Origin of the sequence: Nocardia flavorosea (genome assembly GCF_015477805.1) — a bacterium.
GTDB classification, from domain to species: domain Bacteria; phylum Actinomycetota; class Actinomycetes; order Mycobacteriales; family Mycobacteriaceae; genus Nocardia; species Nocardia flavorosea_A.
In genome coordinates this window covers 476,166-496,088 of sequence record NZ_JADLQL010000001.1, presented here as the reverse complement: position 1 = coordinate 496,088, position 19,923 = coordinate 476,166, and the positions used below count along the sequence as shown (strand labels likewise).

Sequence of the window (19,923 nt, the reverse complement as noted above, 5' to 3'; positions counted from 1 at the left end):
GTCGTGGCTGTCCTGCGAACCACGCTGACCGTGGTGTTTCAGTCTGTGAGTAGTTGGCGTAGCACGTAGGGCAGGATGCCGCCGTGTCGGTAGTAGGCGGCCTCGGCGGGGGTGTCGATCCGCACGGTGGCGGTGAATTCTGTCGGGTGCCCGGTGTCGTCGATGGCGCGAACGCTCACCTGCCGCGGAAAGCCCTCGGCGGTGTTCGCGTGCGTCAGCCCGGTGATCGAGTAGGTTTCCTCACCGGTCAGGCCGAGTGACTGCACCGTTTCGCCGTCGGGGAACTGCAGCGGCAACACTCCCATACCGATCAGGTTCGACCGATGGATACGCTCGAACGAGCGCGCCAGCACCGCCCGCACGCCGAGCAGCAGTGTGCCCTTGGCTGCCCAGTCTCGCGAGGACCCGGAGCCGTATTCGGCCCCGGCAAGGATCAACAGCGGCACCTGTTCGGCGGCGTAGACGGTGGCGGCGTCGAAAAAGCTCAGTTGCCGGCCGTCCGGTAGGTGTCGGGTCACCCCGCCCTCCGTGCCCGGGGCGAGGTGGTTGCGCAATCGGATGTTGGCGAAGGTGCCGCGGATCATCACCTCGTGGTTGCCGCGGCGCGAGCCGTAGGAGTTGAAGTCTTTCGGTACGACGCCGCACTGCTGGAGGTAGGTTCCGGCGGGGCCGTCGTGTGTGATGGACCCGGCCGGGGAGATGTGGTCGGTGGTCACCGAGTCACCGAGCATCGCCAGTACCCGGGCGCCGGTGATGTCGGTGACCGGTTGTGGTTCGCGGGTCGTGTGCTCGAAGTAGGGTGGGCGCCGCACGTAGGTCGACTCGTCGTTCCAGGTGTAGATCTGCCCGGCCGCGACGTCGAGCCCGCGCCAGCGGTCGTCGCCGGTGAACACGTCGGCGTAGCCGCCGGTGAACATTTCCGAGCGCAGGTTCGCGGCGACGATCTCCTCGATTTCGGCGGTGGTGGGCCAGATGTCGCGCAGATACACCTCGGTGCCGTCAGGGGCCGTGGCGAGCGGGTCGCGCAGCAGGTTGATGCGCATCGTGCCGGCCAGCGCGTAGGCGACGACCAGCGGTGGCGAGGCGAGGAAATTCATCTTCGTCTCCGGGTGGATGCGGCCCTCGAAGTTGCGGTTGCCCGACAGCACCGAGCACACCGTGAGATCACCCGCGGCGATGGCGGTGCCGACTTCGGGGATCAGCGGGCCGGAGTTGCCGATGCAGGTGGTGCACCCGTAGCCGACGAGTGAGAATCCCAGCTCGTCGAGGTAGGGCGTGAGCCCGGCGCGGGTGTAATAGTCGGTGACCACCCGCGAACCCGGCGCGAGCGTGGTTTTGACCCACGGTTTGCGGGTGAGGCCCTTCTCGACGGCTTTCTTCGCCAGGAGCGCCGCGCCGATCATGACCGACGGATTGGAGGTGTTGGTGCAGGAGGTGATCGCGGCGATCACCACGTGCCCGTGGTCGACGGTTGTGGTGGTCTCGTCGGTGAAGGTCACCGACTGCGGCGCCGAAAGCCAGCGGTGTGTGTGCTCGCATCGACACCGATCACTCGGATCCCGCGGCCTGTCGACGGCGCGGTCGCGGTCGACGGCGATGGGGTCGCTGGCCGGGAACGACTCCCCCGATGCCTGGTCCAGCCCTACTGCCGCGGGTGCGGCGGGCGGTCCGGTCAGCAAGGATGCGACCGCGTGTGGGGCGTCGGCCAGCGCGATGCGGTCCTGCGGGCGTTTGGGTCCGGCGATGGAGGGCTCCACGGTAGTCAGGTCCAGTTCGATCCGCTGGCTGTAGTCGGGTTCGTGGCCGGGGTCGTGCCACAGCCCCTGCTCCTTGGCGTAGGCCTCGACCAGGCGGATCTGGTGTTCGGGGCGCCCGGTGAGCCGCAGATAGTCCACTGTCACGTCGTCGATCGGGAAGATCGCGCAGGTGGAGCCGTACTCGGGGCTCATATTGCCGATGGTGGCGCGGTTGGCCAGCGGCACGTTCGCCACCCCGGGGCCGTAGAACTCGACGAACTTGCCGACCACGCCGGTGCGGCGCAGCAGTTCGGCGACGGTGAGCACCAGATCGGTAGCGGTGGTGCCCTCGCGTAACTCGCCGGTCAGCTCGATCCCGAGAACCTGTGGGAGCAGCATGCTCATCGGCTGGCCGAGCATCGCGGCCTCGGCTTCGATGCCGCCGACACCCCAGCCGAGTACGCCGAGGCCGTTGACCATCGGGGTATGTGAGTCGGTACCCACGACAGTGTCCGGATAGGCCAGCGACGGCCCGCCGCCCGGGTCGTCACGGGTGAACACCACCCGCGCGAGGTATTCGAGGTTGACCTGGTGGCAGATCCCGGTGTCGGGAGGTACCACGGAGAAGCCCTCGAAAGCCTGCTGCGCCCACCGCAGTAGCTGGTAGCGCTCCATATTGCGGGTGAACTCCAACTCCGCGTTGATCGCGGACGCGTCCGGGCGGGCGAAGACGTCGGCGATCACCGAATGGTCGATGACCAACTCGGTCGGGATCAGCGGGTTGATCCGGCCCGGGTCGCCGCCGAGTGAGGTCATCGCATCTCGCATAGCGACCAGATCCACCACACACGGCACCCCGGTGAAGTCCTGCATCAATACCCGCGCCGGTGTGAACGCGATCTCGGTAGTACCGACCGCGGCCGGATCCCACGCGGCGAGGGCACGTACCTGTTCGGCGGTGACCAGGTGCCCGTCCTCACGGCGGGCAAGGTTTTCCAGCAGCACTTTGAGGCTGTAGGGCAGCCGGTGCGCAGTCGGGATACGGTCGAGCCGGTAGATGGTGAACTCCCGGTCCCCGGCCGTCCACACGTCGCGGGCCCCGAAACTGTTGCCGCTCATCACTGCGGCCCGGCGCCGGAGCCGATGTGCACATCGGCCCGGTCGATCGTGTGGAGCGCTGGTGCGCTGTCGTCGCACATCGCTCGGTCGACGTTTCCGAAGGCCTCGCGCACCCTCGTAGCGAGAATCCGGCGGTGCGCGAGGATCGGTGTGGTAGCACACGGATGCAGCGATTCGGTCATGTGATGCGCCTCCTGATCAGGTGCGACCGGCCATCAGGCCGGTGCGCCGACAACGTGGCCCACTGATTTCACTGTATGCCCATCCACCCGAGCGGTAACGGCGCGAGCACCATCCGCAACCACAGTCGATCCGCCGTGCCGGCTCGATCGACTCAGCCGAGTCTGCGACGCAACTCGTCGGGGTAGTCGCGGTAGGCGGCGGCGACTTCGTCGAGGTAGATCAAGGCGGGGAAATCGGTAATCGGTTGATGATCGGCCAAAAACCGTGCGGTGTGTTCGACGATGCGCCGCTCGTCGCCTGGATCGAAGCCCAGTTCGGTCAGCACGTCGGGATCGACGACGAACTCCGATTCCACGGTGTCGCCGCCGTCGCCGATGCGGACGCAATATTCGTGATCGATGACCAACTCGATACTCAGCTGTTCGGGCATGCGTTTCAGTGCTCCGTATCGGTGACGGGTGACGGGGGTGTCGCGGCTGGTGGGTTCCTCACGGGGGTGTCGTGAGGTCGGCCAGCGGCACGCTGGGGTCGGCGAGCCGGTCGAGATCGAGTGGGGTGCGGTCGCGGATGAGTTGGTTGATCGGGTCGGTGACGTCCCAGGTGTTGACGTTCATCCCGGCCAGCACGCGCCCCTCGCGCACCCAGAACGCGATGAATTCGAGCCGATCGACCTCACCGCGTACAACGACCCGATCGCTGCTACCGGGCGGGATGTACCCGGTGTATTCCATACTCAGCTCGAACTGGTCGGTGTAGAAGTACGGCAGCCGCTGATAGGAAGCGGGCCGGCCGAGGATAGCGTCGGCGACGGTGGCGGGCTGGTTCAGGGCGTTGGCCCAGTGCTCTACCCGCACCCGGCGCCCCAGCAGCGGATGCTCGGCACGAGCGATGTCACCGGCGGCGTAGACGGCGGGATCGCTGCTGCACAGCGAGGCATCGACCAGGACACCGTCGTCGACGGCGAGACCGGCGCGGGCGGCGAGCGCAGTGTCGGGGACAGCGCCGACAGCAATAAGGACGGCATCGGCGTCGATCTGGGTGCCGTCGTCGAGCCGTAGCCCGACCGCGGTGCCTTTGTGGGTGAGGCTTTCGGTCGGGGACCGGCGGGTACGCAGGTCGACGCCGTGGCTGCGGTGCAGCTCGGCGAACACCTGCCCCATCTGCGGTCCCAGCACGCCGGTCAGGGGCACGGGTGCGCGGGCGACGACGGTGACCGCAACCCCGGCCGCGACCGCGGCGGCGGCGACCTCGAGCCCGATCCAACCGCCGCCGACGATCGCGATCGACGACGCGGTCGCCAAGGTGGCGCGCAGCCGGTCGCTGTCGTCGACGCTGCGCAGATACAGCACGCCGTCGGCGTCGGCGCCGGGTAGCGGCAGCCGCCGCGGGGTGACGCCGGTGCACAGCACCAGCCGGTCATAGCCCAGCCGGTGCCCGTCATCGAACACGACCTGGTGGGCGTGTGGGTCGATGTCGGTGACAGCGTTACCGGGGCGCAGGTCGATGTCGTAGCGGGTGTAGTAGTCGGGTTCGTGCACGTCGATGCTGTCGCGGCCAGTCTTGCCCTGTAGGTAGTCCTTCGACAGCGGCGGCCGCTCGTAGGGGCGATGGGTTTCGTTGCCGGCCAGGATGACGGCCCCCTCGAACCCGCCCTCACGCAATGCTTGTGCGGTTTTCGCGCCGGCCAGACCGGCCCCGGCGATCACGACTGTTCCGACTGCAGCCATGGTGGTCACCGCCTGGACCCGGCGAGGGCGGCCGACAGTTCACCGCAGAGGTGGTCCCAGGCGTCGTCGAATTTCGCGACCCCGTCGGTTTCGAGGGTGGCCACGACGTCGTCGTAGTCGATGCCGTGCGCGGTCAGTTGCTCGAGGGTTTGGTGCGCCTGTGGGTAGGTGCCGTGGATGCTGTCACGCGGGATGTGGGCGTGGTCGGCGACCGCGTGCAGGGTGGCCTCGGGCATGGTGTTCACCACCCCGGGTGCGACGAGGTCGGTGACGTAGCGGGTGTCGTCGTAACGGGGGTTTTTCACCCCGGTCGACGCCCACAACGGGCGTTGCGGGTGGGCCCCCGCGTCGGCCAGTGCCTGCCAGCGCTCGCTCTCGTGGTACTGCTCGTAGAGCTGATACGCCAGTCGTGCGTTGGCGATCGCCGCGCTCCCATGCAAGGCCGCGGCCGCGTCGGTGCCGATTGTGTCGAGCCTGTGGTCGACCTCGGTATCCACGCGGGAGACGAAAAAAGACGCCACCGAGTGGATTCGGGAGACGTCGTGGCCGTTCGCGCGAGCTTGTTCGAGCCCGTCGAGGAATGCCTCGATCACCTGCCGGTAACGGTGCAGAGAGAACATGAGGGTGACGTTGATGTCGATTCCCTCGGCAAGGCAGGCGGTGATCGCCGGCAGTCCTTGTTTGGCCGCGGGGATCTTGACCAGCAGATTGGGCCGATCCACCAGCCACCACAGCGCGTGGGCTTCGGCGACGGTGCGGTCGGTGTCGTGCGCCCACCGTGGGTCGACCTCGATCGACACCCGCCCGTCCACCCCGTCGGTGGCGTCGAAGACCGGGCGCAGCACATCACACGCCCACCGCACGTCGTAGGCGGTCAACTCCCGTAACGCTGTATCGACATCGACCCGGCGCAGTGTGAGACGACCGATCTGGCCGGTATAGGCGTCGCTGCCGGTGATGGCCTTGGCGAAGATGGCCGGGTTGGTGGTCACCCCGGTCACATGCCGGTCGGCGACCAGGCGGGCCAAGCTGCCCTCGATCAGCCGCCCGCGGTTGAGGTCATCGAGCCAGATCGACACCCCGGCCTCGCTCAATGCGGTCAAAGGGTCGGACATGAGCATCTCCTTCCATGCGTTTGGCGAGTGCAGCCGTTTACCAGGTGTCGAGTTCGGCGTCCGACCGAGCATTTCGGTGCCGGCAAACCAGTTCCGACACTGGGCACGAGGCGGCGACCTCGGCGTGGATGGCCCCGAGTTCGGCGGTTGGAGCCCGGGGGTCTGGACTCGGATCCGCAGCGCGCAGGACACCTCGGTGTCGCCTCGACGTGGTCGAGGGCCAGGCCGCAGGCGAGTGACGCCACCCCGGAGAAGCCGGACCGGCCTGCGGTGATGCTGGAAGATAGCGATCGATGTGATGCCGGACGGGAAGCGAGGAGCGGTGATGGAGAAGTTCTCGGTGGAAGCGATGGCACGAGAACTGCTGCAGCGGGCGAACGCGGTCCCTGCACGGCGGGCGGCGGCCACGATGTATGGCGGGCATGAGCATCGGCTGCGACAGACTGTGGTCGCGTTGGCTGCCGGCACCGCGCTGGGTGAGCACGAGAATCCGGGCGAGGCGACGGTGCTGGTGCTGCACGGCCGGGTCCAGCTACACACTGCAGGCGCCTCGTGGGATGGCCGTCACGGTGACCTGCTGATAGTTCCGCAAGCCCGCCACAGCCTCGAAGCGATCGACGATGCCGTGGTGCTGCTGACAGTCGCCAAATAGCCTGGATGGGGACGGGCGCACTGCCGACCTCGGTCAGGGCCCGGCGGTGCCGGGAGTCGATGGTAGGTGCTGCAGTGTCCGGCCCCGGCGCTCTAGTCGGCATCGGACTCATCGGCCGGGTTCGATGGATCGGTGCCGTCTGCCTCGGCCGCGGTAACCGTGGCGTGGGCGCGGCCGGCGGCACCCCGGCCGGCGTGGGATTCGGCGCGCATCCGCTCCACCATGTGTGGGTAATGCAATTCGAACGCGGGCCGCTCCGAACGGATGCGGGGTAGTTCGTAGAAGTTGTGCCGTGGCGGCGGGCAGGTCGTCGCCCATTCCAGGGAGTTGCCGTACCCCCACGGGTCGTCCACGGTGACGACTTGACCGTATCGATAGCTTTTGAACACGTTCCATACGAAGGTGATCATCGAGAACCCGAGAACGAACGACCCGAGGGTGGCTACCGTATTGAGGATCGTGAAACCGTCGGCGGGCAGGTAGTCGGCGTAGCGCCGCGGCATGCCTTCGGCGCCGAGCCAGTGCTGCACCAGGAATGTCGCGTGAAAGCCGAGGAAGGTGGTCCAGAAGTGCAGGCGGCCCAGGCGTTCGTCGAGGAAGCGGCCGGTGAATTTCGGGAACCAGAAATAGATGCCGGCGAAGGTGGCGAACACGATGGTGCCGAACAGCACGTAATGGAAGTGCGCGACGACGAAGTAGCTGTCGTGCACATGCCAGTCCAGGGGTGGGCTGGCCAGGATCACCCCGGACAGACCGCCGAACAGGAACGTGGTGATGAACCCCAGCGACCACAGCATGGGTGTTTCGAACGTCAATTGTCCCTTCCACATGGTGCCGATCCAGTTGAAGAACTTCACCCCGGTCGGTACCGCGATCAGAAACGACATCAGGGAGAAGAACGGCAGCAGCACCGCGCCGGTGGCGAACATGTGGTGCGCCCACACCGCCGACGACAATGCGGCGATACCGAGGGTCGCGTACACCAGCGCGGTGTAGCCGAAGACAGGTTTGCGGCTGAACACCGGCAAGATCTCGGTGATGATCCCGAAAAACGGGATCGCGACGATGTAGACCTCTGGATGGCCGAAGAACCAGAACAAGTGCTGGTAGAGGATCGGGCCGCCGGTGGCGGGGTCGTAGATGTGCCCGCCGAGATGTCGATCCACCTCCAGGGCCATCAAGGCGGCGGTCAGGATCGGGAACGCCAGCAACACGAGAAAGCTCGTCACCAGAATATTCCAGGTGAAGATCGGCATCCGGAACATCGTCATCCCGGGTGCCCGCAGGCACACCACGGTGGTGACCATGTTCACCGCGCCCAAGATGGTTCCCACACCGGATAATCCCACCCCCATGATCCACACAGGTCGGCACCGACGCCGGGGGAATAGATGGCAGAGCTCAACGGTATGTATGCCGTCCACCCGAAGCCGGCGGCACCGCCGGGGGTGACGAATCCCGCGGTCGCGATCGTCGCGCCGAACAGATACAGCCAGTAACTGAGCGCGTTCAGCCGTGGAAACGCCACGTCGGGGGCGCCGATCTGCAGTGGCAGCACGCAGTTGGCGAATCCGAACACGATCGGGGTCGCATAGAACAGCAGCATGAGTGTGCCGTGCATGGTGAACAACTGGTTGTACTGCTCGTTGGACAGGAACTGCAGGCCCGGCCGCGCCAGCTCGGTACGCATCAGCAGCGCCATCAACCCGCCGATCAGGAAGAACGATATCGCGGTGAAGATGTACATGACGCCGAGCAGTTTCGGGTCGGTGGTGGTGACGATCTTCCGGATCGCCGCGCCCTTGGGGCCCCTCCGCGCGGCGAACGGGCGCTCGGCCTCGACGGCGGGCATGGTGTGCCCCGGTGCTGCAGACAACGGTGAATCCCCTCTCGGTTCGACATCCTCGACGGGTACACATGGCGGGTGGCCGGCCGTCACAGCATGGGGATCAGCCGACCCCTCGCCGCAGGCGGCGGCGAGTGAGACACCGCGGCGAGACAATCGATCCCTGTGTTGATGGTCGGCACCGAGAGCTCCGGTGGGGTAGGTCACCCGCCGCTTAGTTTATACAAGATTTCGATGTATAAATAGAGGTATGGCGTATGTGATCGGCGAGCCCTGTGTGGACGTGATGGACCGGGCGTGTGTGGAGGAATGCCCGGTCGATTGCATCTACGAGGGCGGCCGGTCGTTGTACATCCACCCCGACGAGTGTGTGGACTGCGGCGCGTGTGTACCGGTGTGCCCGGTGGATGCGATCTACTACGAGCAGGACCTTCCCGCCGAACTCGAGCCCTATCTCGACGACAACGCCGCCTTCTTCACCGAAACGCTGCCCGGACGCGACCAACCGCTCGGATTCCCCGGTGGCGCAACACAGCTCGGCCCGGTTGGGGTCGATACTCCGTTGGTTGCCGCACTGCCGACACGGAGTAAGGAATAACCAGCCATGACACACACCCCAGCCTCCGCCGCCACACCGCCCCGCTCACGTGCCACACCGGTCGGAGCCGGTGGTGGGCGTCGCGGCGACGTGCTCGCGGCATTGCGCGGTTCGCGTGAGGCGTTGAGCATCGTCGATATCGCTACGCAGCTGCGGCTGCACCCGAATACGGTGCGCTTCCATCTCGAGGCGCTGGTCGAGGCCGGGCAAGCCGAGCGGGTGAAACACCCGCGCACCGGGCCGGGGCGCCCGCCGCAGATGTTTCGCGCTCATCGTGGGATGGACCCGGCCGGGCCACGTAACTACCGACTGCTCGCCGAGATCCTCACCGCGCAGCTGGCCGCCGACCCCGACCCGTCGGCCCGCGCCGCCGAGGCCGGGCGACGCTGGGGCCGCGAGATGGCCCGCGACATGGACACCGCGGCGCCGACCGCCGAGCAGGCGGTGGATGAGCTGGTGCGGGTGCTCGACGAGGTCGGCTTCGATCCCGAACCCGACACCGACGACGATCAGCCGAAGATCCGGTTGCAGCACTGCCCGTTCCTGGACCTGGCCGAAACTCGTGCGAGCGTGGTGTGCCCGATCCATCTGGGCTTGATGCAGGGGGTGCTCGAAGGCCGGGCTGCACCGGTCGCCGTGCAACGGCTCGACCCGTTCGTCACCCCCGACCTGTGCCTGGCCCACCTCACCACGACCAGCACCGCCACGCCCGCGCAGGCACCGACCGGATCCGCGGCATGACCACCGCCGGGGCTGTTGTCACCGCGGTCGGTTTCTGCTGGCTCGGCATGGTGCTGGCGATCTCGTTCCTGGAGGCGCCGCTGAAATTCCGGGCGCCCGGCGTCACCGTGCCGATCGGGCTCGGAATCGGACGGCTGGTGTTCCGCGCCCTCAACGGCATCGAAATCGTTTTCGCGGCAGCGATTGTCGTCGCCCTCGTCATCGACCCGCCCGCCACGGGCACCATGACCGCGCTGATCGTGGCTATTGCGGCGCTGCTCGTGCAGCTCACGGTGGTCCGGCCGCGGCTGACCCGCCGCAGCAATGCCGTGCTCGCCGGCCACGACGCGCCCCGCTCGCGCGGCCACTACGAGTACGTGGTGCTGGAAATCCTGAAAATCGCCGCACTGCTCGTCGGCGCCACCCTGCTACTGGCCCACAGCGTGTCGTGAACAACTCCCGGACTGCAGCCGGTCCAGCGGGAACGACACACCAGCCGTCCCCAGGGCGGCGGCCGCACCACGGTTCACCTTCACCCACCCGGGAGGAATCGACAAAAAGAACAATCCAGCGACACAGCAGAGGAGAAACAGCAGATGAGCGACCCCGTTTATCCCGCCGCGACCCAGGACATCGGCGCGCGGCGCCGCGAATTGGCCCCCGACATCCATCAGGCGTTCGACGAATTCAGCCGGCAGGTGTTCGCCGACGGGGCACTGCCGCAAAAAACCAAGCAGCTCATCGCCGTCGCGGTCGCGCACGTCACCCAATGCCCGTACTGCATCGCCGGCCACACGAAGCTCGCGCACCGTGCCGGTGCCGGCGACGCCGAGATCATGGAAGCGATCTGGGTGGCCGCCGAGATGCGTGCCGGTGGCGCGTTCGCGCACTCCACCATCGCCCTGCACACGCTGGCCGGACACGACCATGACCACACCGGCTGAATCCCGCCCCGAACACCCGCGCCGATCCCGCGACCAGCACGACGCGGTGATCGAGCAGACCACACACCGCCGCGATCACCGCGGCCGGGCCCGCGCTCCGCTGATCGTCGTCGGCATCGACACCTCCGAGGCGTCCCCGCATGCGCTCGCCTATGCCGCCGGCGCCGCACGCCGCATGCATGCCACCGTGCTGGTTGCCTACATCAGCACGCTCGCCACCAGCGCCTACCTGACCAGCCTGGCGCCGATGGGCGCCGACCTCACCACCGACCTCACCACCGAGCAGGTCACCGCCACCCGCGAGCTGGCCACCGAGATCCTCCACGACCTGCCCCTGCCCTGGTCGTTCACCGTCCGCTGCGGCGACCCCGCGGTCGAACTGGCGCGGCTGGCCGAGGAAAACAACGCCGACAGCCTCGTCGTCGGCCGGTCGAGCAGTCGGCTGCACCGCCTCACCGGATCCACCGCCGCCCGGCTGCTGCGCCGGACCCGCTGCCCGGTCACCGTGGTGCCATAACAGCGGGTCCGGCGCAGCCTCGCCGATCCGGCTCAGCCGATCGGGTCCAGCACCAGAGCCTGGCGGCGTTGATGCACGGTCAGATACCGCAGACCATGCGGTCCCGCGGTGAACGCGCGCCGGGACCGGCGCGGCAGCCATACCAGCGCACCCGCCGCCAACTCGAGCTCGCCGAGCTCGATGGTAAGGGTGCCCGCGCCGTCGAGAACGTGGATCAGCACATCCAGATCCGGGCCGGTGTGCGCCTCGATGCGCCCGTGCGGAGCAATGCGAATGATGTTGGCATCCAGATCGCGGCGGCGCACCGGCAACGTCCACACCGCCCCTGTCGTATCCGGATGTCCAGGCTCGAACATGGTGGTATCGGTCAATATCCGCGGCGGCGAGGTCGAGGCCAGCTTCCCGATCCGCACCCGCCACACACGCGGCCCGTTCTCGACGACCTCCCAGCCGTACCCGCCGGGATGCTCCACATCGAACTCGTCGCGCAGATGCCGCGGGTAGTGATTGTTCACCAGCACGAACGACTCCCCGGCAGCCAGGGCGTCGAACCGCGCGAAGATCGCCGGATGCTTGTCCGGCTTGCGCAACTCCCGCACATCCAATTCCGCCGGTCCCGTTTGTGTCAGGTCCGTGTCGGGCATGTGACCCACCTCCTAGTTTTTACAATCCCCTATTGTATAAACTAACCCTGCGAGGCCCGCCAGCCAAGCCATCCCGGCTATGACGCCCGTCATCCACAGCCCGCTCGGCCGGGCCAGGCGGCGACTCACATAACCGTCCGTACCGGAGAATTCGAGGAGAACGCGATGACCACCGCAATCCTGCCGCCTCCCGGCCACCACCCGGTCGAGACTCCGACGCGTGCGATCAGCGTGATCCGGCGGGTGCAGGATGCGGTGTGCGCATTGCCCGCCCCCACATTCCCGCAGGACACGCTCAGGGCAACGACGGTGAACGACCTCGCTTCCACTCACGTCATCGACGCCCGCACCCTCGCAGTCGTCGCCCGTAAAGACCGCCACATCCAGCCGATCGCCGCGATGATCACCGAGCACCTGCTCGGCGTCACCGCCACCGTCGTCGGCAGCGCCATCACCGTCACCTTGGGCTGACGGGGGTAGTCGTGTGGCCGGCCGGGATCCGGCGCTAAGGAGCTACCGCAGGTAACTGATGATTATCTGCGGTAGCTCTTGTGCCGACCTGGGCAAATGTTTCCGGCGGGTGGTGCCGACTCCGCGAATTATCCTGCGGTAGAGGGTTTACCGCAGGATTCGGGGCGTTTGGCCCCCTCGTGCCGATCTCGAGAAGAGGGCATGCCACTATCGGCCGGTGTCCGGAAATGCCGGACGCCGGACTCCGGCCCGGACGGCGTCGACTCTATTTGTCGGTTTTCCACTTGACCGCGGTGATGGTCCAGTCTTGGCTGGCGTTGGTGGGGTTGCACGGTTGCAGCGAGATAGCGAGTCGTAGGCGTCGGACCCATCCGGTGCTGGGACCGGGCCGTGACTGCTGCCGGCGCGTCAGGGTCGGCGGTCAGATAGTGGCCTTGGAAGCTGTCCGGGATGATGTAGTAGTAGGTCCCGCCTGTAGACTGCCGCCGCAGTGTCCAGCGCAGCAGGGATGTGCAACTGCCGTTACCGACATCCTTGAGCGGGAACAGCCTCACCGCTGAATTTCGTGTGTCCGGGCTCCCCTCGGTACAGGCACCGTTGCCCAAATAGTAGGTGGCGCCGTCCTCCACGGTGAGGCTGATGTTCGCGGGTTTGTCTGTGACCGGGCCGCCGGTATCGGCAGCGGCCTGCTCGGCGCCTGCTCGGCGCCGGCGGCGGTATCGGCGGCGGCAGCTGAGTTCGATCGGTCTGTGAGACCGATACCACCGGTGATCGCGGCGGCCACGACAACGACGACACCGACCGACGCAGACACTTTCGTCTTCAGCGACGCGCGACGTACCCGGCCGGGGAGCCCGGATCGGGCCCAGCTGCCACCGTGCCGACCGGCAGACCCGGTGGTCACCGGATCGGGCTGTCTCAGCGCGATCGTGTCGATATTCACCGCTGCGCCGCTATTGTCCTGCTGCCGTACCGTAAATTCTGTGGAGTTTTGAGGCTGGGTCACCTGGGTGTGGTTTTGCTGGGCGGCGCGGGCGGCTCGCCATAGATGCTCCCACTCAAGCTGCGCTGCAGCCGGATCGGATGGTTGAGTGAGCTGCAGGCATGCCTGTACGAGGAATTTTCCCACGCCGTCCCATGAGGACAGCTCGTAGTTGTCTCTGAGTGCCTTGGACAAAACCGGCGCAGAAACCGTGGCCTTCTTCGCCAGTTGCGCACGGCTCAGACCGTCCTGGGTGGCCTCGTCGACCAGTTCATTGAGCTTTTCCTGAGTTCCGACACCGGGTCCGGCTCCGGCGCGGTCACCGCTGCGGCTCCGGTTCGCCGGTCAGCAGCCGGGTCGTGGTAGTCGCCGTTGCTGCCCCGGCCACGATGACCGCGACAGCAACGTCCGGAGCGACGTGGCATGCGATCAAGATGATCACAGCCGCCACGACGATCACGAAGATCACCACTCGCGCCCACACCATCTTCGGTGCGGTCAGCTTCCGCGGGCGCAGCGTTCGTAGATCGAGCATTGTCTTACCTCTCCCCGGGTATGAGCGCCCGTCTCGTTGTTGGCCCGGATGGGTGCTCTCCTGTGGATCGGCGTCCCGGCCTGCCGATGCCCGAATCCACAGTGACTGCCTGCAAGCAGACTCTGTGCGGATCTCGGCTCACCTGGCGGAAACATTTGCCCAGGTCGGCACAAGAGCTACCGCAGATAATCATCAGTTACCTGCGGTAGCTCCTTAGCGCCGGATCCCGGCTGGCTGTCACTTCTGAGCCACCGCCGACATCGGGATCATCCAGGTTCGGCTCCTTGCTGCTCGGCGATGTTCGACGCGCAGCGCAAGCCTCTGGATCCACGGTGCTGGTCACTGCGAGGTGCGGACCGGCCCAGCAGAAGCCGGGTGCCGGTGGAGGACGCCGACCTCACCCTAGCTAAAGTAGTTGCTAACTTTAGCAATCAGACACCTGGAGAAGAATGCCTCTCACCGCACTCAACGGCGTCCAGATCAGTTACGAGGTCACCGGCTCGGGTTCGCTGGTCCTGCTGATCATGGGCAACGGCAGCCCTGGCCGGGTCTGGCGTACCCATCAGGCGCCCGCGCTGGTGAAGGCCGGGTTCCGTGTCGCCACGGTCGACAACCGCGGTATCGCGCCATCGTCGGAATCGGCAGCCGGGATCACGATGCCCGATCTCGTCGACGATACCGCCGCACTGATCGAGCACCTGGGTACACCTGCGCATGTAGTCGGCACCTCGATGGGATCGCGCGTGGTGGCCGAACTCTGCCTGGCCCGACCCGAATTGCTCGGCAAGGCAGTTATGTTCGCCGCCACAGCCCGGCCGCATCCGGTGGCCGGCACGCTCAACCGCGGTGAGCAGGCCCTCTACGACAAGGGCATTGAGCTCCCGCCGGAGTATGCCGCCGCGATCAAAGCCATGCTCAACCTCTCCCCACACACCCTGGAGGACCCGGGCACGGCGCAGGAGTGGCTCGATATCTTCGAATTCACCTCGGGCAAGGGCACTCCCGGCACCCGCGCCCAACTTGGCATGGACCGCAGCCAGGACCGCCGCGCCGCCTACGCCGCGATTCGGGTGCCGAGCCTGGTCGTCGGATTCGCCGATGACCGGATGGTGCCCCCGCGTTTCTGTCGCGAAGTCGCCGAGGCGATCCCCGCCGCGCGGTACCACGAAATCGAGCGCTGCGGGCATTACGGATATCTCGAGCGCCCCGAGGAAGTGAACCGCGTCCTGATCGACTTCCTCACCACCCCCTGACCTTCCACCGAAACGAGACACTCGATGAGTCATACGCTGCCGCCCTGCCCCGCGTGCGCGTCGGTGTACACCTACGAACTCGGGGCTCTGCTGGTGTGCCCGGAATGCGCCCATGAATGGGAACCAGCCGAGGTTACCGGCGACGATAGCGACGTGATTCGTGATGCCGTCGGCAATGTGCTCACCGACGGTGACACCGTCACCGTGATCAAATCCCTCAAGGTCAAAGGCAGCCCCACCGGCATCAAGGCAGGCACCAAGGTCCGCAATATTCGCCTGGTCGCCGGGGTGGGCGATCACGACATCGATTGCAAGGTCGACGGCATCGGGCCGATGCAGCTGAAATCCAGCGTGGTGAAGAAGCTCTGATCGACGACCGGCGCCGAAGCTATGCGGTATCGAGTCCGGTGGCGTGTGGTCACATCCACTGTAAGTGGCACGCGCCACCGGCCATCGAGAACAGTTGATCACCGGCGCTTTCTGATTGGATCTACCCGGGCAGGCTGGGCTGATCGATCATCCACAGCCACGTGCCATCGGCCTGGCATCGAGCGATTTCGACGGTGACGCCGCTGTCGCCCAATCGGACCGAGGTCAGTGCCACATCTCCATTGCGGACTGTCGGTAACTGTCTCCCGGGCGTGAACGCCGGCGCGTCGGCGACGATATGCGCGTAGGCCGTGCGGATCTCACTGCTGCCGGTGGCAACACCGCCGTCGGGTAGTGCCAAGACCGCATCCGACTCATACAAGGCCACCAGCCCCTCGACGTCACCCGCGTTCAGACGCTCCACCACGAGCCGGCTCAAGTCCTCCGGTTGCCACGCCCGCTCACGCTCCTGACCACCATTCATCGTTCACCTTCCTCACGGGCTGGACCCCACGGCCAGCTCCGCCCGGGACCTTGCCAGAAGGCGCCGACATCGTTTCAGCGCCCGTGGCGTCGTTCGTAGGCATCGCGTTCCGCGGCGTGTTTCTGGCGCTCTCGCACATCGGCCAGTGCCGGGTCGAGTCCGTGCTTGGCGAGGCGGTGGCGGCGGTAGACGTACATGAGCGCGGTTGTGAAGTAGATCAGTGGCAGGTACAGCAGCGCCATCATCGCCAGCCCCATCCACAGCGGTCCCGGAATGAGCAGGAACACGCACAGCGGCGCAATGATCGGCAGCAGGATCCGCAGATGGTATCGGCGGGCCGCGCCGGGGCCTGTGAGATCGTCGATCACCCACCGGTGCATCGACGGCGGCAGCGTCGCGCCGCCGATGTAGCGCACACGCTGGGTCAAGGTCGGCGTGGTTGCTTCGCCGCTCATCGAATTCCTCCGACCGGTTCGGGAAGGTCGCCGCGAGCGTGGGCGATCGCGTCGACCGTGTTCGCGAAGATTGCCTCCTCACCGGCAGCGGGCAGCGCACCGATTGCGGTGAGGCGGCGGAGGTGATCGGCGCGGAGCCCGGACATGAGCACGGTGATGTGGTGGTGTTCGAGCTTGCAGATGGCGTCTTTGAGCACGAGCGCGCCGGTCGTGTCGAGGGCGGTGACGCGGGACATGCGCAGGATGACGACTTTCACGTCGGAGACATCGGCCAGTTCGAGCAGGAATCGATGCGCGGCAGCGAAGAACAGCGGGCCCTCGATGCGGTAGGCGACGATGTGGTCGCGCAGCAGGTCGTGTTCTTCGGTGAGGTGGTCGCCCTCATCGAGGGGAACCTGGTCCAAGCGGGCTTCGCGGGCCACCGAGCGCAGGGCCAGCAGGACCGCGATACCGACACCGATAGCGACGGCGGTGACCAGGTCGAAGGCGACAGTGGCGGCGAAGGTGATCACCATGATCGCGGTATCACCGCGAGAGGCGCGGGCGATCGCGGCCAGGGACGCGGTTTCGACCATTCGCACCGTGGTGGCCAGCAGCACACCGGCGAGGGCGGCCAGCGGTATCTGGGCGACCAGGGGCGCGGCGAGGTAGAGCAGGGCGGCCAGCACGACCGCGTGGGTGAGGGAAGCGAGGCGGGTGCGGGCGCCGGAGCGGACGCTGACGGCGGTGCGGGCGATCGCGCCGGTGGCGGGGACGCCACCGAACAAGGGTGCGGCGATATTGGCCAGGCCCTGGCCGAACAGTTCGCGGTCGGGGTTGTGGCGGGTGCCCACCGACATCGAGTCCGCGGCGGTGGCCGACAGCAGTGATTCCAACGCAGCGAGCGCGGCCACGGCCAGCGCGGGCGCGATCAGTGATCCGAGCTGGCCGGGGTCGAGGAACCCGAGGGAGGGGGCGGGCAGCCCCGCGGGCAGGGCCCCGATGCGAGTGAGGTCCAGACCGGCGAGCCCGGCCACAGCGGTAGCCACTGCGACCGCGACGAGCGCGAAAGGCAGTTTGGGCAGGTACCGGCCGCCGATCAGCACCGCGGCAGCGACCAGCAGTGCAGTGACCGGCGGGGCAGGGTCGGGATGGTCGAGGTAACGGCCGACAGCGTCGGAAGCCAGCTGCCACATCTTCTCACCCTCGGCCTCGCCGACGCCGAGGGCAGACGGGAACTGCTGCAACGCGATCACCACGGCGATACCCGCGGTGAATCCCTCGATCACCGGCGCCGGCATATAGCGGACCGCACGCCCGACACCAGCCGCAGCGAGAACGACCAGCACCACACCGGCCATCAACCCGACAGCCAGAACGCCGGGGCCGCCGTGTTCGGCCACGATCGGCAGCAACACCACGGTCATGGCGCCGGTAGGACCTGACACCTGGAACCGGGAGCCACCGAACACCGCGGCCACCACACCGGCGATGATCGCGGTGGCCAGACCCGCAGCGGCGCCGAGACCCGAGCTGATCCCGAAACCGAGCGCCAACGGCAACGCCACCAGCGCGACGATGACACCGGCGAGCAGGTCCGGTCCCGGGCGGCGCAGCCCCGGCGTCCAGTCCGCCCGGGTGGGCAGTAGCGCGCGCAGGGTCACGACGCCCCGGCAGTGGTGTCGGCGGGCCGGGCCGGAGTGTGCGCCAGGCGGTTCTTCAGCGCAGCGAGCTGATCACACAGCGGTCCGGGGAGCGTGTCGGCACCGATGCTGGCATACCAGTCCTCGATGGAGGCGACCTCGGCGGCCCATTCGTCGTGGTCGACTTCGAGCGCGGCCCGTACGGAGCGTTTGTCGGTGTCGGAGAATCCGGACAGGTCCAGTGTGTGCGGCACGGGGACGTAGCCGATCGCGGTGGTATCTGCTGCCGCGGTGCCCTCGATCCGCTCCAGCGCCCATTTCAGGACGCGGACGTTGTCGCCGAATCCGGGCCACAGGAACCGTCCGTCGGTGTCGCGGCGGAACCAGTTGACCTGGAAGATCTTCGGCAGCTCGGCCGGGTCCGCTGCGCTGCCAAGGCGCAGCCAGTGGGCGAAGTAGTCACCGACGTGATAACCCAGGAACGGCAGCATCGCCATCGGGTCCCGGCGCACCACACCGACCTTCCCCGCGGCGGCGGCGGTGGTTTCCGAGGACAGCACCGAGGCAGTGAACACCCCGTGGGTCCAGTCGAAGGATTCGGCGATCAACGGGATCGTGGTGGCGCGGCGGCCGCCGAAGAAGATCGCCGAAAGCGGGACCCCGGCCGGGTCGTCCCATTCCGGGGCCACCGACGGGCACTGCTCGATCGGGGTGCAATACCGCGAGTTCGGGTGCGCCGCCGGGCCGGTTGCGGACTCTGGGGTCCAGTCGTTGCCGCGCCAATCGGTCAGATGTGCGGGCGGCGTATCGGTGAGTCCTTCCCACCACACGTCTCCATCATCGGTGAGGGCGGTGTTGGTGAAGAGCGAGTTGCCGTGGGAGATGGTGGCGATCGCGTTCGGGTTGGTCTTCGCGCTGGTGCCCGGGGCGACTCCGAAGAACCCGGCTTCCGGGTTCACCGCATACAACCGGCCGTCGGGACCGAACCGCAGCCAGGCGATATCGTCGCCGACGGTTTCGGCCTTCCATCCCTCCAGGGCGGGTTCGAGCATGGCGAGGTTGGTTTTGCCGCAGGAGGACGGGAACGCCGCCGCCACATAATGGGTGCGGCCCTGGGGTGAGGTGAGTTTGAGGATCAGCATGTGTTCGGCCAGCCACCCCTCGTCGCGGGCCAGAACCGAGGCGATCCGCAGGGCGAAGCACTTCTTGCCCAGCAGGGCGTTGCCGCCGTAGCCGGAGCCGTAACTCCAGATGGTGCGGTCTTCGGGGAAATGCGCAATGTATTTCGTGTGGTCACATGGCCACGCCACATCCTGTTGTCCTGGGCTCAGCGGTGCGCCGACCGAGTGCAGGCATCGGACGAATTCGGCGTCGTTGCCGAGCTGGTTCCACACTGCGGCTCCGGAGCGGGTCATGATCTGCATCGATACCGCCACGTACTCCGAATCGGTGATCTGCACACCGTATTTCGGGTCCTCGGCGTCGAGTGGGCCCATGCAGAACGCGATCACATACATGGTGCGCCCGGCCATCGCGCCGCGATAGTGCTCGGTCATCACCGTGCGCATATCGACCGGATCCACCCAGTTGTTCGTCGGCCCCGCATCTTGCTTGTCGCATGAGCAGATGAAGGTGCGGTCTTCCACTCGCGCCACGTCCTCGGGATCGGAGGCGCACCAGAACGAATTCGGCTTTCCCGACAACTCGACAAAGGTGCCCTTGTCCACCAGGCGGGCGGTCAACCGGTCCCACTCCTGGCGCGACCCGTCGCACCACACGACATCCTCGGGTGCGGTCAGATCAGCGATCTCGGCCACCCAGGCCAGGATCTGTGCATGACCGGTAGGCGCGGCCATCGACTCCACCGCCTCCATGTGATCGGCCTCCACCAACATCTCCTCCATCAACAACTAGATGACTATGTAGGAAAACATGCAAACAATCTGCGCGG

The 19,923-nt window shown here is 66.8% G+C and carries 19 protein-coding genes and 1 pseudogene; 9 read left to right on the top strand and 11 right to left on the bottom strand.

The genetic code is table 11. The features are described 5' to 3' along the window. Positions 1-38 precede the first annotated feature (38 nt). The 4 genes from IU448_RS02350 to tal form a co-directional block, all read right to left on the bottom strand. Entirely contained in the window at positions 39-2,855 is a 2,817-nt protein-coding gene (locus IU448_RS02350) for an aconitate hydratase (RefSeq protein ID WP_195053819.1), read from the bottom strand. 334 nt (positions 2,856-3,189) lie between these two features. Beyond that, positions 3,190-3,468: a hypothetical protein gene (locus tag IU448_RS02345; protein ID WP_195053818.1), complete on the bottom strand. Its 279-nt coding sequence runs from the start codon at positions 3,466-3,468 to the stop codon at positions 3,190-3,192. A 58-nt stretch (positions 3,469-3,526) separates the two neighbouring features. Next, a complete protein-coding gene (locus IU448_RS02340; protein ID WP_195053817.1) occupies positions 3,527-4,765 on the bottom strand; it encodes an NAD(P)/FAD-dependent oxidoreductase in 1,239 nt (412 codons plus the stop codon). A 5-nt stretch (positions 4,766-4,770) separates the two neighbouring features. Further along, the gene (gene tal / locus IU448_RS02335; RefSeq protein WP_416382952.1) at positions 4,771-5,886 is read right to left on the bottom strand and encodes a transaldolase; all 1,116 of its coding nucleotides are present in this window, start codon (positions 5,884-5,886) and stop codon (positions 4,771-4,773) included. A gap of 319 nt (positions 5,887-6,205) precedes the next feature. Here tal and IU448_RS02330 point away from each other — a divergent pair, with 319 nt between their 5' ends. After that, the gene (locus tag IU448_RS02330; RefSeq protein ID WP_195053815.1) at positions 6,206-6,532 is read left to right on the top strand and encodes a cupin domain-containing protein; all 327 of its coding nucleotides are present in this window, start codon (positions 6,206-6,208) and stop codon (positions 6,530-6,532) included. A 92-nt stretch (positions 6,533-6,624) separates the two neighbouring features. Here the strand turns inward: IU448_RS02330 and ctaD are convergent. Further along, positions 6,625-8,384: pseudogene (gene ctaD / locus IU448_RS02325) on the bottom strand (cytochrome c oxidase subunit I). Between the two features lie 244 nt (positions 8,385-8,628). Here ctaD and fdxA point away from each other — a divergent pair. From fdxA to IU448_RS02300, 5 genes are all read left to right on the top strand, one after another. Next, on the top strand, positions 8,629-8,976 hold the full coding sequence (gene fdxA, locus IU448_RS02320; protein ID WP_195053814.1) for a ferredoxin: 348 nt from the start codon (positions 8,629-8,631) through the stop codon (positions 8,974-8,976). Positions 8,977-8,982: 6 nt separating this feature from the next. Continuing rightward, a complete protein-coding gene (locus tag IU448_RS02315; RefSeq protein WP_195053813.1) occupies positions 8,983-9,717 on the top strand; it encodes a helix-turn-helix transcriptional regulator in 735 nt (244 codons plus the stop codon). Then, positions 9,714-10,148, top strand: coding sequence for a hypothetical protein (locus tag IU448_RS02310; protein WP_195053812.1), 435 nt, complete (start codon positions 9,714-9,716; stop codon positions 10,146-10,148). The genes IU448_RS02315 and IU448_RS02310 overlap by 4 nt, the downstream gene beginning before the upstream one ends. Positions 10,149-10,292: 144 nt before the next feature. After that, on the top strand, positions 10,293-10,640 hold the full coding sequence (locus IU448_RS02305) for a carboxymuconolactone decarboxylase family protein (protein ID WP_033246300.1): 348 nt from the start codon (positions 10,293-10,295) through the stop codon (positions 10,638-10,640). Beyond that, the gene (locus IU448_RS02300) at positions 10,624-11,157 is read left to right on the top strand and encodes a universal stress protein (protein WP_195053811.1); all 534 of its coding nucleotides are present in this window, start codon (positions 10,624-10,626) and stop codon (positions 11,155-11,157) included. The genes IU448_RS02305 and IU448_RS02300 overlap by 17 nt, the downstream gene beginning before the upstream one ends. Before the next feature lie 32 nt (positions 11,158-11,189). On the opposite strand, the gene IU448_RS02295 is transcribed toward IU448_RS02300, so the two are convergent. Continuing rightward, positions 11,190-11,801 (bottom strand): DUF2249 domain-containing protein, encoded by a 612-nt coding sequence (locus IU448_RS02295; RefSeq protein ID WP_195053810.1) that lies wholly within the window; start codon positions 11,799-11,801, stop codon positions 11,190-11,192. 165 nt (positions 11,802-11,966) lie between these two features. Here IU448_RS02295 and IU448_RS02290 point away from each other — a divergent pair, with 165 nt between their 5' ends. Next, a complete protein-coding gene (locus IU448_RS02290) occupies positions 11,967-12,272 on the top strand; it encodes a hypothetical protein (RefSeq protein ID WP_033246299.1) in 306 nt (101 codons plus the stop codon). A gap of 1,301 nt (positions 12,273-13,573) precedes the next feature. Here IU448_RS02290 and IU448_RS02285 read toward each other — a convergent pair. Next, the gene (locus tag IU448_RS02285; RefSeq protein WP_130916235.1) at positions 13,574-13,789 is read right to left on the bottom strand and encodes a hypothetical protein; all 216 of its coding nucleotides are present in this window, start codon (positions 13,787-13,789) and stop codon (positions 13,574-13,576) included. Between the two features lie 449 nt (positions 13,790-14,238). On the opposite strand from IU448_RS02285, the gene IU448_RS02280 reads away from it, so the two are divergent. Together IU448_RS02280 and IU448_RS02275 are read left to right on the top strand one after the other, a co-directional pair. Then, positions 14,239-15,042 carry an alpha/beta fold hydrolase gene (locus IU448_RS02280; protein ID WP_033247019.1) on the top strand — a complete coding sequence of 268 codons (804 nt, stop codon included), beginning with the start codon at positions 14,239-14,241 and terminating at the stop codon, positions 15,040-15,042. A 24-nt stretch (positions 15,043-15,066) separates the two neighbouring features. Then, the gene (locus IU448_RS02275; RefSeq protein ID WP_043740550.1) at positions 15,067-15,411 is read left to right on the top strand and encodes a zinc ribbon domain-containing protein YjdM; all 345 of its coding nucleotides are present in this window, start codon (positions 15,067-15,069) and stop codon (positions 15,409-15,411) included. Positions 15,412-15,532: 121 nt separating this feature from the next. Here the strand turns inward: IU448_RS02275 and IU448_RS02270 are convergent, their stop codons facing one another. The 4 genes from IU448_RS02270 to IU448_RS02255 all read right to left on the bottom strand — a co-directional run bounded on the left by IU448_RS02270 (position 15,533) and on the right by IU448_RS02255 (position 19,876). Continuing rightward, entirely contained in the window at positions 15,533-15,895 is a 363-nt protein-coding gene (locus IU448_RS02270) for a YybH family protein (RefSeq protein ID WP_033247018.1), read from the bottom strand. 74 nt (positions 15,896-15,969) lie between these two features. Beyond that, positions 15,970-16,350 (bottom strand): DUF5313 family protein, encoded by a 381-nt coding sequence (locus IU448_RS02265; RefSeq protein WP_033247017.1) that lies wholly within the window; start codon positions 16,348-16,350, stop codon positions 15,970-15,972. After that, entirely contained in the window at positions 16,347-17,987 is a 1,641-nt protein-coding gene (locus IU448_RS02260) for a SulP family inorganic anion transporter (RefSeq protein WP_130919439.1), read from the bottom strand. The genes IU448_RS02265 and IU448_RS02260 overlap by 4 nt, the downstream gene beginning before the upstream one ends. A 2-nt stretch (positions 17,988-17,989) precedes the next feature. Continuing rightward, complete coding sequence (locus tag IU448_RS02255) at positions 17,990-19,876, bottom strand: phosphoenolpyruvate carboxykinase (GTP) (protein ID WP_228811994.1); 1,887 nt, start codon at positions 19,874-19,876, stop codon at positions 17,990-17,992. Between the last annotated feature and the right edge of the window lie 47 nt (positions 19,877-19,923).